This is a genomic window from Paenibacillus sp. FSL R7-0340 (assembly GCF_038002205.1).
Taxonomy (GTDB): Bacteria; Bacillota; Bacilli; order Paenibacillales; family Paenibacillaceae; genus Paenibacillus; species Paenibacillus polymyxa_B.
The window spans coordinates 482116-497725 of record NZ_JBBOBY010000001.1; the positions used below are offsets into that span (position 1 = coordinate 482116).

General features: G+C 40.8%; 12 protein-coding genes. 11 read left to right on the forward strand and 1 reads right to left on the reverse strand.

Annotated elements, in window-relative coordinates; translation table 11 throughout:
* Positions 1–35 precede the first annotated feature (35 nt).
* Complete coding sequence (locus MKX59_RS02125; protein ID WP_013312477.1) at positions 36–992, forward strand: nucleoside hydrolase; 957 nt, start codon at positions 36–38, stop codon at positions 990–992.
* A gap of 138 nt (positions 993–1130) precedes the next feature.
* Here the strand turns inward: MKX59_RS02125 and MKX59_RS02130 are convergent, their stop codons facing one another.
* Positions 1131–2315 (reverse strand): sensor histidine kinase, encoded by a 1185-nt coding sequence (locus MKX59_RS02130; protein WP_023990848.1) that lies wholly within the window; start codon positions 2313–2315, stop codon positions 1131–1133.
* Between the two features lie 371 nt (positions 2316–2686).
* Here MKX59_RS02130 and MKX59_RS02135 point away from each other — a divergent pair, with 371 nt between their 5' ends.
* The 10 genes from MKX59_RS02135 (at position 2687) to MKX59_RS02180 (ending at position 15599) form a co-directional block, all read left to right on the forward strand.
* A complete protein-coding gene (locus tag MKX59_RS02135; RefSeq protein WP_023990847.1) occupies positions 2687–3292 on the forward strand; it encodes a hypothetical protein in 606 nt (201 codons plus the stop codon).
* Entirely contained in the window at positions 3276–3800 is a 525-nt protein-coding gene (locus MKX59_RS02140; RefSeq protein WP_069080076.1) for a hypothetical protein, read from the forward strand. Before MKX59_RS02135 ends, MKX59_RS02140 begins: the two co-directional genes overlap by 17 nt.
* Positions 3801–3802: 2 nt before the next feature.
* Positions 3803–4180, forward strand: a complete 378-nt coding sequence (locus MKX59_RS02145) for a DUF4280 domain-containing protein (RefSeq protein WP_028540779.1) — start codon at positions 3803–3805, stop codon at positions 4178–4180.
* Between the two features lie 51 nt (positions 4181–4231).
* Complete coding sequence (locus MKX59_RS02150; protein ID WP_071558085.1) at positions 4232–6988, forward strand: C40 family peptidase; 2757 nt, start codon at positions 4232–4234, stop codon at positions 6986–6988.
* Between the two features lie 89 nt (positions 6989–7077).
* Positions 7078–8538 (forward strand): NADase-type glycan-binding domain-containing protein, encoded by a 1461-nt coding sequence (locus tag MKX59_RS02155; RefSeq protein ID WP_071558086.1) that lies wholly within the window; start codon positions 7078–7080, stop codon positions 8536–8538.
* Between the two features lie 191 nt (positions 8539–8729).
* Positions 8730–9980: an NADase-type glycan-binding domain-containing protein gene (locus tag MKX59_RS02160; RefSeq protein ID WP_258043271.1), complete on the forward strand. Its 1251-nt coding sequence runs from the start codon at positions 8730–8732 to the stop codon at positions 9978–9980.
* A gap of 24 nt (positions 9981–10004) precedes the next feature.
* The gene (locus MKX59_RS02165) at positions 10005–11195 is read left to right on the forward strand and encodes a hypothetical protein (protein ID WP_071558088.1); all 1191 of its coding nucleotides are present in this window, start codon (positions 10005–10007) and stop codon (positions 11193–11195) included.
* A gap of 26 nt (positions 11196–11221) precedes the next feature.
* On the forward strand, positions 11222–12409 hold the full coding sequence (locus tag MKX59_RS02170) for a hypothetical protein (protein ID WP_071558089.1): 1188 nt from the start codon (positions 11222–11224) through the stop codon (positions 12407–12409).
* Positions 12406–13554, forward strand: coding sequence for a hypothetical protein (locus MKX59_RS02175; RefSeq protein WP_340857505.1), 1149 nt, complete (start codon positions 12406–12408; stop codon positions 13552–13554). The genes MKX59_RS02170 and MKX59_RS02175 overlap by 4 nt, the downstream gene beginning before the upstream one ends.
* 17 nt (positions 13555–13571) lie before the next feature.
* Positions 13572–15599, forward strand: coding sequence for a DUF4163 domain-containing protein (locus MKX59_RS02180; RefSeq protein WP_340857506.1), 2028 nt, complete (start codon positions 13572–13574; stop codon positions 15597–15599).
* Positions 15600–15610: the final 11 nt, after the last annotated feature.

Genomic DNA, 15610 nt, shown 5'->3' on the forward strand with positions numbered 1-15610 from the left:
GCCTGTTTTACGGGGATAAAGGAAGGAAGAGACAGATGAGTCAGACAAACGTTTATTTTAATCATGATGGTGGAGTGGATGATCTAGTATCCCTGTTTATGCTGCTTCAGATGGAGCAGGTTCATTTGACCGGAGTATCGGTGATTCCAGCAGATGGTTACCTGGAGCCTGCGACGGATGCCAGCCGTAAAATTATTGATCGTTTTGGACAAAATAAAGGGCCTGTGGAAGTCGCAAAGTCTAATTCACGCGGTAAAAATCCGTTTCCTGCCGCTTGGCGTTTACATTCCTTCTATGTGGATGCATTACCCGTACTGAATGAATCGGGGCGTATGGAAGCACCGCTTTCATCCCTGCCAGCTCATCAGCATCTGATCGAAAAGGTACGCGGAGCTGAAGGTAAGACGCTGTTACTATTCACTGGACCGCTAACCGATCTGGCGCGAGCGCTGGATGAAGCACCGGATATTGAAGCAAAGATTGAAAAGCTGGTATGGATGGGTGGCACCTTTGAAAAAGGGAATGTAGAAGAGCCGGAGCATGACGGCACAGCAGAGTGGAATGTGTTCTGGGACCCAGAAGCGGCATATCGGGTGTGGCAAAGCGGCATTACGATTGATCTGGTAGCGCTGGAAAGCACAAGCAAAGTGCCATTAACTCCAGCAGTACGCAATCGTTGGGCTGCGGAGCGCCGATATGAAGGCGTGGATTTCTTGGGCAATTGCTATGCAGGATGTCCTCCGCTTGTTTATAGCGAAACGAACTCAACCTATTACTTGTGGGATGTACTGACCACTGCATCCGTAGGACGCCCGGACATTGTCAAGAAAAAGACGGTGCATTGCAGCGTTATCGCAGAAGGACCAAGTCAGGGCAGAACGGTGGAACAGGCAGATGGACGTCCTGTGAACCTGGTATATGATACAGATCCAGAGGCCTTTTTTACGTATATGGCGGATTTGGCTAAGCTGGCTGCTCCCAAACGTTACTAAGTCTGGCTATGCACAAACGTGCGGCATAGGGTGATAATACTGCCTAGTGACACGTACCCATAACATAAAGCCCGTGACGTTATGCGTCACGGGCTTCTATTATAGGATATGCCATATCATCACAAGCTAATCTCTGTTTTAGGCAGACTCCTGGTATATTTTCAGGGTGAACTGGAGCGTTATCTCCGTCCCGCTACCAGGTTCACTGCTCCCTATCATCTTACCGTTCATTCGTTTTAATAGATGTTTGGTAATCTGCCAACCCAAGCCTGGATTTCCATATGAGAGAGAGTACCCACGGTCATGTTCAAGCAACAAATTCAATTTATTCGGAGATATACCGATTCCGGTATCCTTCACCTTTAATTCCAGTTCAATCTCAGGTGCATCGGTCACGGATTGGGTGGTTGCAGATAAAGTGACAGCTCCTGTGCTTGTAAACTTCACTGCATTATCTACCAAATTAATCAGCATACGGCGAATTTTAGCTTCATCCCCGATAAAAATAGGCGAGCTGGTGAGATTCCAGTCGAGCTTCAACTCGAGATTCCGCTGCGCGGCTACCTCTGTATACAGGCTCAATACATTTTCCATCATCGTTCTCAGATCAAACGGGTCTTCAATATCATCAATCTGCCTGGATTCCATAGTGCTGTAATCCAAAATATTACTCAATAACGTCATGAGCGAGCGACTGCTCGACTCCATGATGCTCATATATTGCTGTTGTTCCTCTGTTAACTCCGTCGTCAGCATGAGATCGGTGGCTCCCCATATTTCGGTTAGCGAAAACCGAATTTTATTACTCAGGGAAGATATCAAATCCAGCTTGCTCATAGAAGAGATTTCAGCATCTATCTTGTCTTTCTCCAGTTCTACCACATAACCCAGAAACACAGCCATAGCCTGAAGGGCCTTCAGTTCGGATTCTGTCAAATGTACAGATGGCGCGTCCAAGATACAAATGGTTCCGTAAGCCTGACCATTTTTCATGCGAATAGGGATTCCTGTAAATGAGTGGTTTCCAATGGTTTTAGTCACATCTAAATCACATGTGTGCGGGTGAATAGTTGTTTCTGAAATCGTGAGGTGATCGGCAGGATGGTCCAACACCAGACTACAATAGCTAAGCTCAAAAGGGAGCACATCCCCTTCCTTAACGAGCACCTCTTCCCGGTTAAATGAATCTACAATCACATTCGTAATGCCGTCATTAGCGGCAATAAAAATGGTGTTTACATATAAAATACCACTTAGCACATCAATGACATGCGCGGTAGCCTCTTGAATACTATTATAAAAACCTGTAGGTGAAGTAATCATGTATCTCCAATCCTGATGCAAAGTGGTGGTTATCCAAAACTCTAGCAGTTTGTGTATCCCATTCCCGATCCTCTGAATGTGTTTTTGGAGCGTATCATTAATTATACATGATTATTTCATTATAAACCGATCTTTCTACTTCCATTTACCTATTCACTTGCGCAAACCTTCATTTCTTAGGTCTAATGCTAGCCTTTCTTGGAGAGTTTTTGTTTATATCATTACATATTCACGAAAAAATGTGATTATTTTCATTCTATTTTCATAAATTCATATGTAATCTCATGATATGAAAATTGTGTAATAAAATAGGAGGATAGGACCAGTAATATCATGTAAATATTCTATATAATAGGTTCAGAGGTGGAATTATGAATAGACTGGAAGCCCTAGAACACTTCCATAAGACCTATGCGGAAGATGTATTGAACCAGAAATTACATCAAGCAGCGTATTTGTATGAACAAAGAAAAGATGAGCTCATTTTTTCTTTTATTCAATCCTTTCAATCGATCTGTCTGCAAGCCCATTCCGGAGAAGTGGCCAAGACAAGGATCGGATACATTACTTATTCTATGAGGCGCACGTATCTGATGGATCGCAACTATAACTATGTCGTCGAAGCCTATGATAAAAATTGGTTCTTTGATCCTCAACCTTGTTATGGAATCTATGATGCAGGCTGGGTATTCCGCTTTTTAGCAGAAGTGGAGGATGAATTGAATCAGCTTCGAAAACCCTATATGAATAAGATTTTTCAGCCTGATGTCGAGCGATTTGTACTCCAGGCTACAGGGGAATTTCATCAATATATTCTGAAATTAGCGAAAGATGCTATTCAGCAAGCTGTACATTTACCTGAATTCAAGGCGTTGAAATGCGAGGACGATTTGGAAGTAAGAATAGGGGAGTATAAAGGAATCAGTGAGGTGGTGTATTCAACAGCTTATGGAGTACTACATGATTCAACAGGATAATCGTATTACGGAGTATATGTATCCAGTAGAGACGAATCGCAGGCAGTTATTGGAATGGGCAGAAAGCTCATTATGTGCTGATGAAGAATCCATTTTACAATTTTATGTATCAGGTGATTCGGACTATATTGATTTTATAGAGCATCCGGTATCCATCGTTTCTGAACAACTAAAGGAAATATTTGATATATATCAGGCCGGATTAAGCTGGAAGTTGGTTGTTTTTGCCGATATGCAGCGAATGCAGCAAACAAGGTATTGGCTGGTAAATCCGCCTAGCCTGATGTGTTTATCACCATGTAGTGAATATCATAGGGACGGTACACTGAAGAAAATCATTCTAGATGAATATGCAGTGGAGAATCATAAAATATTCAGGGTTCAGGATGCCAATCATCATATCATTGTAGACCTCGATGTGGCTGAATGTATTTTGAAGTTCAATCTGGCAGGCTTGAAATTACAAAAGGTCGATACAGAGGGGCCATCTATACAAAGGAGAGTCTAAGAATGAGTGAGAGCTATGTAGTGGATGGGGCACAGATACATTGCAGCTATGGAAGTCATACGGGAAGATTTAGTGTTTCAGCTAACAGGGGGATTAGTATTGGCGACAAACTGCAAGGGAATATTCAGGATTTTCACCCGCAGACGCATATCCCTTCTTTCGGAATGTGCCGTAGTATGCATAATCCTACAGTCTCTTCTGCTAACAAAGGAAATTCCGGAAAAATCATTCCGCTGCCCTGCAAACCGAGCGTTTCTATGCCTTGGTTGAATGGGAAAAAGGATGTATACGTAGATCAATCTCCGGCTCTTATGAGCTGCTCCACGAACTTATGCATGTGGTGTGGAAAAATCTCGTTCACCACAGACGGGCAGGAATAGTTAACAGATTGTAGGATTTGCATCATATGAAAAGCAAACGGGGGGAGTAAGATGGGACTGGCAGGAACTATGCTGACTTATGGAAATATTAGAGTGAATGCACCGTATGAAATTATCAGGCTGCTTGATTTTGAATTGACACAGAAGATAAATGAGCACGGCAAGGTGTACATCACTGCTCTCATACCGGATGAGGATCATGCAAAGTATGATGGATTAGCTTACGATGAAGATGTGCTAGAGGTATATGAGACGGATAAAGAGCGAGGGACAGTTAGCATCTTTAAAGGAATTGTCACCAATATTAGAATTGCATTCAAAAATGGCGTATATCACATGTACATAGAGGCTGCCTCTTTTACATATCTGATGGATCAACAACGGAAAAATCGTTCGTTTCAAAATAGCAACTTGACGTATTATCAACTGTTCCGCGAACTTATAGATGCCTATCCACACGGGGATTTTATTGACCTGACGGACAGCGATCAAAAGCTGGGCGGCTTTACTATCCAGTATGGGGAGAGTGATTGGGAGTTTCTAAAAAGAATGGCCTCTCATCAGCAAACTGGACTCATTGCCGAGATTACATCCGTATTCCCGAGATTATGGTTAGGTACCTCAAAAGAACAGGTGAAAGGTGAACTGCGTAGCATTAACTTTTCCCTCCAAAAAACAAAGTCAGGTCCAGAATATACATATGCTGAAGTGGAGGATACGAAGCGTTTTGAACTTGGAGATGTCGTCGTGTTTCAACGAAAGCATTGGGTTATTAATCAGATTCATGCAGAGATGAAGCAAGGCATCATGACATATGGCTACGTTCTCGTTCCGGAAGCAGGTATTCCGAGGGAGGTTATACATAACCCGTTAATCAAAGGTACCTCTATTGAAGGGAAAGTCATAGAGTTAGATGGTGAAAACGAATCCGTTAAACTGCACTTGTCCGTGGACTATGTGCAGTCCAAAGTTGAGGGGTGCTGGTTTTCTTACCCCACCATGTATACCAGTGATGGAATCGGTTGGCATTGCATGCCCGAGCTAGGGGACCATGTTCATTTGTATTTTCCATCTAACAAAGAAAAGGAAGCTCGTGTAGTTCAATCCCTGCGTAAGAGAGACTACAAAGAAGATGAAATCAGCAAGCCGTCAAGAAAGCTGTTTCATACCAAAACTCAAAAAGTGGCGAGATTCGACGACAAAGAAGTGGCACTTTCCACCCAAAAAGAAAAGATACTTGTACGCTTAAATCCTGCTTCCGGTATTCACGTGTATAGTCATCACGATCTTACCTTTCACGCTGATACAGACTTGGTGCTGCACGGCAAAAAGGTACAGATGACCGCTACTCGCGAAATAACTCTGACGTGCAAAACCAGCTATATCCGAACCGATGGAACGCTTCATATCAAGGCTAGTAAGCTCATGAAAAATCAGGTGCCTGATGCAGAGCTGAAAGCCTATAAATCCCTAGTTCAAGAATTGAAAGGGAAGGGATATCCGCAATGGGTACAGGACTTGCTGCTTCAATATAAAACGGACTACTACAAGGCCGTGGCAGCCGGGGACAAAAAGGGGGCCAAGGAAGCAGCGGCCAAGGCCAAGCAATTGCGTCAGCAGGTGGCAGAAATAGATCGTATGCCTGCCTGGGCCAGAGCGCAAATGCATGAATACACGTCCCAGTGGTGGGAAGCGCATGGAGCCAACGACAAAGCCAAGCAAAAGCAGATGCATCTTCTCGCGAACCAACTGCGTGACAACGTGCTAATCAACGAGCTGATTCGTGGTCATTCAGCCAAATCCTATCTAGATGCGAATCGGCTGGAGGAGCTGTCCGGACAATACGCAGATGCGGCCCATAAGCTGACCATCGCCGATCAAAAGGCTATTGCTAAGGAAGCTGCCGCCTTGCGGAGTAAGTATGGCGTGAACAGCCTGCTTGCCAGAGATAATTTGAACAAGCTTGCCAAGAAGTATCCAGACAGCTTCTCGTACAAGCTACCAACTACAGGCGATTGGGATAAGGAGCTTAACGCCGCTTTGCATGATTTTGCGAAAAAATACGGCCTGGAGAATAAGGGCTATGGTCGTGATGTGCTCGCAGTGTACCTGCATCAAGTAGCCAATGGTATCCTTCCATGGCCTAAGGTTAGCAAGGCTGCAACGCCAACAATTCCAGCAACGACAACAACGAAAACGGAACCGGGCAAGAAGCCGCCGACTACTCCTGAAAAGCCAGCGAAGGAGGAACCAAAGCCTACTCCATCCAACAGTTCTGCCGAGGAAAAAAGGAAAGCAATTGTAGAATTCGCTAAGAAGTTTTTAGGCAAGATTCCTTACTGTATGGATACTAAAATTACAACGATGAAGCTGGACCCCAACAATCCACCTATTTATATGGACTGTTCTGATTTTAGTTCCTCGGTGTACTTTACCATATTAAATGTGCGTATAGGCGGTACTACAAGAGACCAAATCAATCGGGGGACAGAGGTTGACCACCAAAGTTTACGCTCTAAGGGGGATTATAAAAACCTGAAGTTAGGTGACCTAATATTATTTGATTGGAAAAAAAGAACGGGGAGACAACCGAATCATGTAGGCATGTATATCGGGAACGGGGAATTTATTCACGAGCATGGTAACGCAACTAAGCCTAGTGAAATGGATTCAGATAAAAAGCCTTCTCATAATGTAACGATAGATAAATTAAGCAAAGATTGGAAGGGGTCTTACGGTCGTATATATACAAACGTAATAGCAGTTAGGCGTATTATCCAAGACGATGGATCCATTAAAAATAAGTAGGGATAAGGAAGTACAGAATCGTATAAAGGAACTGAGCCAACCCGCTTAATGAGGAAACTTTATAGAGAGTGTAGAAGAGAGGAGAAATCATGCGTTGTATAAAAGTAGTTTTGATTATTGTTTTTTCAGTGCTGATATCTGCATGTACAGCAACCATAGGAGAGGACAATACATCTTCGCAGTCCCCCAATAAACTATCAAGTAATGAAGTTAAGGTCAATCAGGATGCTGCAAAGGGGAATGGAAAGCAAGCAAGCTGGCTTTTGAATGGTCAGGAAGGCGTAGAAGATCGAGTTCAATTCTTAACCAATTTAGATGATCCTACTGGAGAAACTAATATCCGTATCGACGACCTGATTGACACCATGCAAACTCGGGAAGAACGTCTAAAATATCGTGGCTCACAAGTATATGTTGGGGAAATAACAAGTGACGGCAGTCGTATGTCGATTATCAGAGATGTTTATGGGGAGCAACCAGAGGAGATGCTCATTATTGAAGTGTACGATCTGGATGCGGGAGAAAAAGAACGAGAGTTTAAATTGCCGCCAACGGCTCAATATCCTGTGATCTCTTCTGATTTAAGCAAATATCTATACGTAATGGACGGACGTTTGTATTTATATGATGCAATAAGTAAAAAAACTACAGAATTGAAGACTAACAAAGGCAAAGCGGATGTTAGTAATATTGCTCAGGGAGTGTTTTCACCGGATAACACCAAGTTATGTTTTGTTGATGATCAGACAGGGATCGTAATGCTTGATCTATCCGGTGATAGTGGTACGAAGCTTCTGCTTGCAGGCACTGATGTCTCGAGTATTATGCAATGGGATCAGGAGAACCGACTTATTTATACCACTTATAAAAAAGATAATACTTTCATAAACGATATTTATTCACTAGATATACACACTGGAAAAGTACAGTTTATAACTAAAAATGAGGGCGATTTTATTTTATCCCCAGATCAAAAAAAATTGGTTCTGGCAGATGATGAGGTTGTAAAAATGTTCATGATTGATGTAGCTAGTGGAAAAAAAGAAGATATTTCGTCCATTGTAAGTGGTGAAGGAACCTGGGTAGTTCCAATACAGTGGATCGAAACAAAAACCAATTATATGAAATATAGCAACAAGGTCAAAGTGAAAAAGGTTACGGCCTCTTCCACACTTCCTAATCAGAGTAACTATTCTTTTAATGTGAACAATTTAACGGACGATAATAATTTAACCCCTTGGTGTGAAGGAACGAAGGGAGGCGGAGTAGGAGAAGCGGTAACTATGGATTTGGGTTCAATTCAAGAGGTCAGAGGTATGGAGATGGTTGACGGTATTATACGAGTTAACAATAAGTATTTAGACGTGAATACAATCCAAAAAATGAAACTTGATTTTTCGGATGGACAATCTGTGGTGCTTGAGAATAATGACACCCGCTTCAAGTTCGATGAACCCATACGGACATCTTTCGTTAAAATTACTATTCTAAAAGTGAAAAATGGCACAGATTTCCCCAATACTTGTATAGGTGAGCTGAAGTTATTGTGATGAGCAGTAGAAAGCGAAATAAAACTGCGGTGTGGATAAGTAAAATTGCGTTATTCGTCATAATCTTTTCCATGCTATGTGGCTGTATACAATCGAACGAGAGCCGAAAAGTAGGACAGGAGCGGAATGAAACTCATGCTTCTGTCTCTCAGTCCGAGAAACTTCCTCCAACAAAAAGGGCTGTAAATTGGTTGCTCTTTGAAGCGGAAAATGGAAACATGCCTATAGATTATCTCGCTGATATGGATGATCCTACAGGTAATACCTATATTGATTTAGATGACATTATAGGTAAATTACATGCAAGTGAAGGTGAAGCGTATCCTGAAAATGAGTTGTATCTGGCTGGTTTCTCGGATGATGGCAAACATATCGCTTTATGTAGAGAATCGCAGGATTTGGATTATTTAATCATTAAAATCTTTGATCTGTCTACCACAAAGAAAATAACTGAATTTAAGGTGCCGAATAGGGACTACGCCGTTATGTCTCCTGACTTTCGGAAGTGTGTTTACACAGAGGATGCTGCCTTTTTTTATTATATAAATCAGATGCAGAAAACGAAAGCATTAGGACATTTAAACGATGGCCACTATCTCGTTCTTCCCGTGTTCTCACCTGACAGTAACCAATTTGCCCTTGTCAATAGTAACCATAATATATTGATCTATGACTTGTCCAAGAACAAGCTAATCCAACAAATCAAGTCAGGATTAGACGGCATACAGATTGAACAGTGGCTTTATAACGATAATTTACTGCTCTCTTCTTACGATCTTGATAAGACGTATTTGCTCAATATCAGAACAGGAGAGAAGAGGTTATTAATGAAAGCCACAAACTCTCCTGTTATAACCTCGGATAATCACAGGGTTGCTTATTTGAACTCGAAGGGTGAAATGCAACAACGAGACATCCCAACAGGTCTGCCTATAAAATACTCCAATGTATTCCATAGGATAGGCTATAACGTGTCCCCTACACAATGGATACAAACTACAACGGATTTGATGAAATATCGGAAAAGCATTCCGGCACAGAAAATTGTTGCTTCATCTACACTTCCAGATCAGGCAGGGAACTCCTATGCTGCCCGTAACATCATGGATGGAGATGCGAGCACAGCCTGGTGCGAAGGGGTTAAGGGAGACGGGATCGGGGAGTGGATCAAAATTGATTTCGGCTCTATGCAAGAACTGAAGGGGTTTGAGCTTATTAATGGTTTAGCTAAGTCATCCAAAGCTTTCCAAGCAAATAATAGAGTTAAACGAATGAAACTAGAGTTTTCAAACGGGCAGACCATGATGATAGATAATGATTTTATAAGAAACGAATTTCTTGATAACCCCATTCATACCTCTTTCGTGAAAATAACGATTGAGGCCGTAGAGCGAGGAAGCAAATATAACGATACCTGTATGTCAGAGATACGGTTCTTTTAGTATTCGTAAAAAAGGAGAAGACATATGAAATGGAAAGAGCCAACGTTTGGTGCAACCCCTATGTTGAGAGCTTTAACAACTGCTAATGCACACAGGAAAGCACAGGCATTTGATCTTGCAGCAGAACAGAAAAAACAAAAACTAAATTACCCAGACTGGGCCCAGACCTGGATGCGTAAATACAAAGAAGATTGGTATATTGCTCAAGTCAATGGTGACGAGGTAGGTATGCGTAAAGCGCAAAAACTGGCAGAAGGACTTCGAAGCAAATTACGCGAAATGGCCACATTCCCCAAGTGGGCTCAAGAGCAAATGCAAAAAGAAACCGTTGGTTGGATGACTGCGGAGGCAAGTGGAGATATCAGGGAAAAGCTGGCTGCCGAGAAGGCGGGACGAGCTATACGCGAGAAGCTAGGTCTGATTGATACGAGTACTAAAGCACCACCAGAAGTACCCGTTACCACCGAATCGAAAGATGAACCTACAAAAACGAACGTAAAGACTCCGGCTGGAAAATGGATACCTGCTGAATTTCAATATAACGGTAGTTCTGAAGCTGAAAAAACATTCAAAAGACGCTCATTAAATTTCACCAAAATGAAATGGAATCAGGAAAAGTTGCATGGTTTATGGGAAGCTACAAAGAAGATACAAGAAACATATGATATTCAGATTGATCCCCGTTTTTTGTTAGCAATTATTGTTCAAGAAGGAACTGGAAGTTTTAACACTAGTAGTACAAATAGGGCGGCTGATGGTGAGCATGGTGCTGAAACTAATTATGCCAAAGATTTGATGAAAGCCAATAGCCTGATATTCGGGAAAATATTAGGATATATATATTATGGTCAGGAATTTAGGCAAGCAGTAGTAAAAAACAATAAATTGAGTGGTATTACAGGCAAAGGAGATGTTTTCCAATACTGTAATTGGTTCACGCCGATTCTTAGAATGAAATCTAAGCGAGTTGAATGTGGCATATACGCTAGCGATAACCGTTGGGGTGAGAGTGTGCGGAAAATATACAATACCTTTAGTGGGAATGAAGCTTCTAACTATGAACAATATTTGTTGAGTCTTGATAAAAGTGTAACTCAGAAAATTGCTGCATCCGAAGGTATTAAGCTTCCTAATTTTAAATTTAAACCTACCCAAAATGGTAACGATAGCAGAAAAAATGATACGAATGAGTGGAGTATCGTCGGTGAAAGATAAATCACAATTCGAAATGAGGAAAAGAAGTGTACAAACCAAGTTACGGTTATTGCATTATAATGCTTATAATGATTTTTGGAGTAACTGCGTGCGGTTCTACAAGTATCAATAATTATAAAAGTGAGAAAACAGTTAGCGTCAAAGACGAGAGCACATGGAACTATCGAAGTGAAAAAGTCGAAAAAGCCCAGAATATTGCTTCTGCCGATCCGGAGTCCCTTCAGGACGACGACTTTGAGGTCTCATATCGATCACATAAGATTGATAAGAATACGGATATTAAAGAACTTATCCATAAGTGGGGTTACAGTGAAGGATTTGAAGCTAACAATAGAGGATATAATAGTGGGAATGGAACATATAGAAGATGGAGTCTGTCCTATCCTAACTATGAGGAGCCAGAAATAAGATTTGTAGTTTTATCTAAGATTGAACTTGAAGGGGAGGAACTGGTGGATGGTGAAAGCTATTTAGTAGCCGTGAGTTTGGAGAATCCCAAGTTTAAAACAAAAAGAGGCTTGAAGATCGGTGATACCCTTGGCAAAGTACTACAGCTCTATGGCAAACCGAGTATTGTAACAAATGGGAGTCTGCTTTATTCCAAGAATGGCTTACATTTGAGGATTCAGTGGGATACTGAAACGGAAAAAGTAAATAATATCTTCATAGAATATAATATGGAGAAATCCATAGAACAGCAACGTAGTGCTGATTATGTAGAAGAGGATGCTCAGCCCGACCCTGATCTAGAACCATATACTATTCAAAGGGAACAATCATTTACTACCATTCTTAATGGATGGGGAGAAGTAAAGTTTATATCCACTTTAAAAGATGAGGATACGAATGATCTGATTCAAGCAAAGTTTTTTTTGGAAGTTAACAGTGACAAAAATGTGGAAAACAAGATCCTGTACGAATTCCCCGAATTTTATGGTAACAACGGTAAAATGATTGATAGGATCAAAGCAGTAAGTTTTAAGGATTTGAATCAGGATGGACGTACGGATATTGTTATTATTGCTGATTATATCACCGGAGTTAATGCACACGGAATAGAGACACTGCCTGTCGCAGGGGTTTACTTTCAGAAAAAAGATAACACATACACTACCCTGCCTGAATTGGATAAGAGTATCAATCAAACTGGACATAACCGAACACTTCAAAATGTCATTCAATACGTAAGCAAACAACGAATAAACGTACAGTGATTAATACAAAAAGGGAGTTTTTTGAAATCAACTTTATAAAACAAAATACAATACTATTTTTAATATTGTTATTTAGTCTGCTATTGAATGGATGTTCTGAACAACCTACGAATGAGAAGCAGCAAGCAGTTGATCCCATCAAACCTAGCACTCAAATGATAGAGAAAAAAGCTGTGACTGAACCAGAGTCTGCTGCTCAAAAACAAGATCGGAATAGCAATATTGTGAATCCGATTAATAAAAGAAATGAAAATTACGCCATAGATTCTAACACATTAGATCAGTTTATAAAGAAAATCCAACCCCCAAATGAGCAGCTTCAGAAAATATTAAAAGAAGATTTGGACCATGATGGAAAGCCGGATTACGTGCTTGCTTTTGGATTAGAAAAAGAGAAAATTGACGCCATATTTGTAGTCCGGGAGGATGCTGGTTATCACATCATTGATAAATTAAAGGACCCAGTTATGGTTGTGCATCTTAATAAAGATGTGAAGATCATGAAGTTGGATCAAACAGAACAAAAATTTATCGTAGTATATTCCACTAGCGAAGTGGATGAGGCCGAAGGATTCTCTATATTTACTTTAGACCATAACCGAATTAGCAACCTGAATTACAATTATCCAGAAGCAACAGGGCAAGGAAGCAGGAAGCTGGAGGATATTAATAAAGATGGTGTTTTTGAGGATGTGAGTTATTACCGTTTTCAGGATACTCAACAACATACAATCATGACATATCAGAAATTCGATAGCAGCGGACCCGAAAAAACAAAAGTCCTATATGAAAATAAGAATAAAAAATTTGTATACCCTACGGTTCCTAAAGATATTATCCAAAATTATTTGGAAGATCATTATCTTATGAATCGCTTTTTGATACACTTGCCTGAAATGGCGGAATTCACTGCGTTGTCAGCAAGCCCGAAAAATCATTTTGAAGATATCATAGATTTTTCCGCTATGGACTATACAGGATTAGACTTGAATGTAAAAGAGATTGCTTATGAGGCTAATCAGCGGGTGTTTTTGGTAAAGAGTAGCTCAGAAGAAGAGGAATCAAACCAAGGACTTCTATTTACGTTAGAAAAGCAGTCAGGCAAGTGGAAGATTATGAGTATAGAGATGAACGATAAATTGTAGAAAGTGTGATATGCAGCATGAATTACTTGAAGTACGGGCGAGCTTCTTGCATCCTATTACTACTCATTTCCTGTGTAGTGCTAAATGGATGCATGAAGGAACAGGATTCTCCAGCAACTGAAACAAATCATGCGCTTTCTCTCCAAAATGACGATAAAACGATTTCCTATTCGAAAAAGCTGGACACGTTAGTGAAAAAACTTCATATAGTCAACAATGAGAATATGGATTATGATGTCAGACAAAACAAGCTTGAGGAGTTCACACAGGAATTTAATTTGTTGTTAAACGAGCCAAAAAGTGTAGAGATGAAGGATGGAGAATTAGTAGAAAAGTTCGATAACAATCTCACTATCTTAACAAAATCGTTTCAGTTAAAAAGTGGACGGCTAAACGTTAGGGTTATGAATTATAGAGCACCTAAAACGGTGACAGGTACGATCGGAGATAAATACACATTTATTCAGTGGTGGAGTTCGAGGCAACTTGTACACGCCCAGATAATTGAGGATGGCGGGCCAGAATTGACTACAGATTTTGTGGTTCGAGATTCAGAGCACGGAATACAGTTGTGGTTAGGGGGGTATGTCTCCATATATCACCCAGACCCTATATTTGTGGATTTGTGGGAGTTGTCTGGACAAAAGTGGACGGAGAAAATCATAAATGTAGGTAAGATGGAGCTCCCTGATGCGTGGGAACTGAACAGGGATATGAATGAGCCTATTATTTTAGAGAGTCGACAACATGATAGCATGAGTATCGGAGTTTTAGACCACGGCGATGGCTTCTTCATAAACAGTGATGATTCTGAACAGAACCTTATCATTGAGTTCTCCAAAAGTGGAGAAGTCCGTATTGATTCCGAATATAGCAGCGCCTTGAATACTTATAGTGAACGGCAAAGCTATGAACTTATTCAAGAGGAATATTCAAAAAATGGGATCGTGATTAAATACCCTCAAATTACAAAACTCAAGGATATTGCAAAGCAGAAATCTTTAAACAAAATTCTTAAGACTGATGCTTTAGAAGGATTACATGACTATGCGGATTCCAATTCTGGAGTCCATGTTGAAATTGATTATGAGATCAAACAACAAAGTGAACGATTCTTGAGTGTTCAATATACGGGTATTCATTATGTGAAGGACGCAGCCTATCCTAGTCATATGTTTTATACGACGAATCTGGATATGAAGCAGGCTTCAAGAATAAGATTGAGGGATCTGGTAAAGGTCGAGAAACCTTTTATTGAGCTTATAAAAAGCGGGAAGATTACAGCTGTTCAGCCAGAGCAACAAGGGTTAATCGGTGATTTTACAAAAGATGATTTGATTAAACTGTTAGCAAACGCGGATGTAACCAAAGGTTCGCTTGCGGAAGTAGAAATGGAATCGTTTAGTTATCTCACAAATGATTCGGTGGGGATGAGTGTACCTATGGCACATGTGGTAGGGGACCATGCAGAGTATGAGATTCGTCTTGCGCAAATTCCAGATAATATCAAGCAAAATAAGGAACTATGGAGTGAGTTAAGTTTAGTTGTGGATCAGTCTGTTTCCGATGTTGGTGGTGGGAAATTGGATACTGACCAATATGAAGTTGCAGAGTCGCAGTCTTTTCAAACTACTCTCGAAGGCTTTGGGAAAGTAAGGTTTGTATCCACATATGGGTATCCGGAAGGTCTTCGTAAATTTTTTTTCTTCCTATTGGATGACCAAGGACATATTCTATATCCATTCCCTGATTTCTACGGGAACCGTGAGTGGGTTGCACGTTACGGAGGAGTAGAAGCAGTGGCCTTCAAGGATGTGAATAAGGATGGATTGAAGGATGTTATCATCATTGCCAATGTTGACAACGGGATTCATGGACCTGGTAGAGTTGATGAGTTCCCTATGGCCAGCATATATTTTCAGAAAAAAAATAAAACCTTTACCACGCTCCCTGCATTAGATCAGGCTCTCAACGATCAGGGACATAATCAAACCATTAAAGATGTCATTCAATACGTAAGCAAACAACGGATAAACGTAAACTAACCGACATAGAG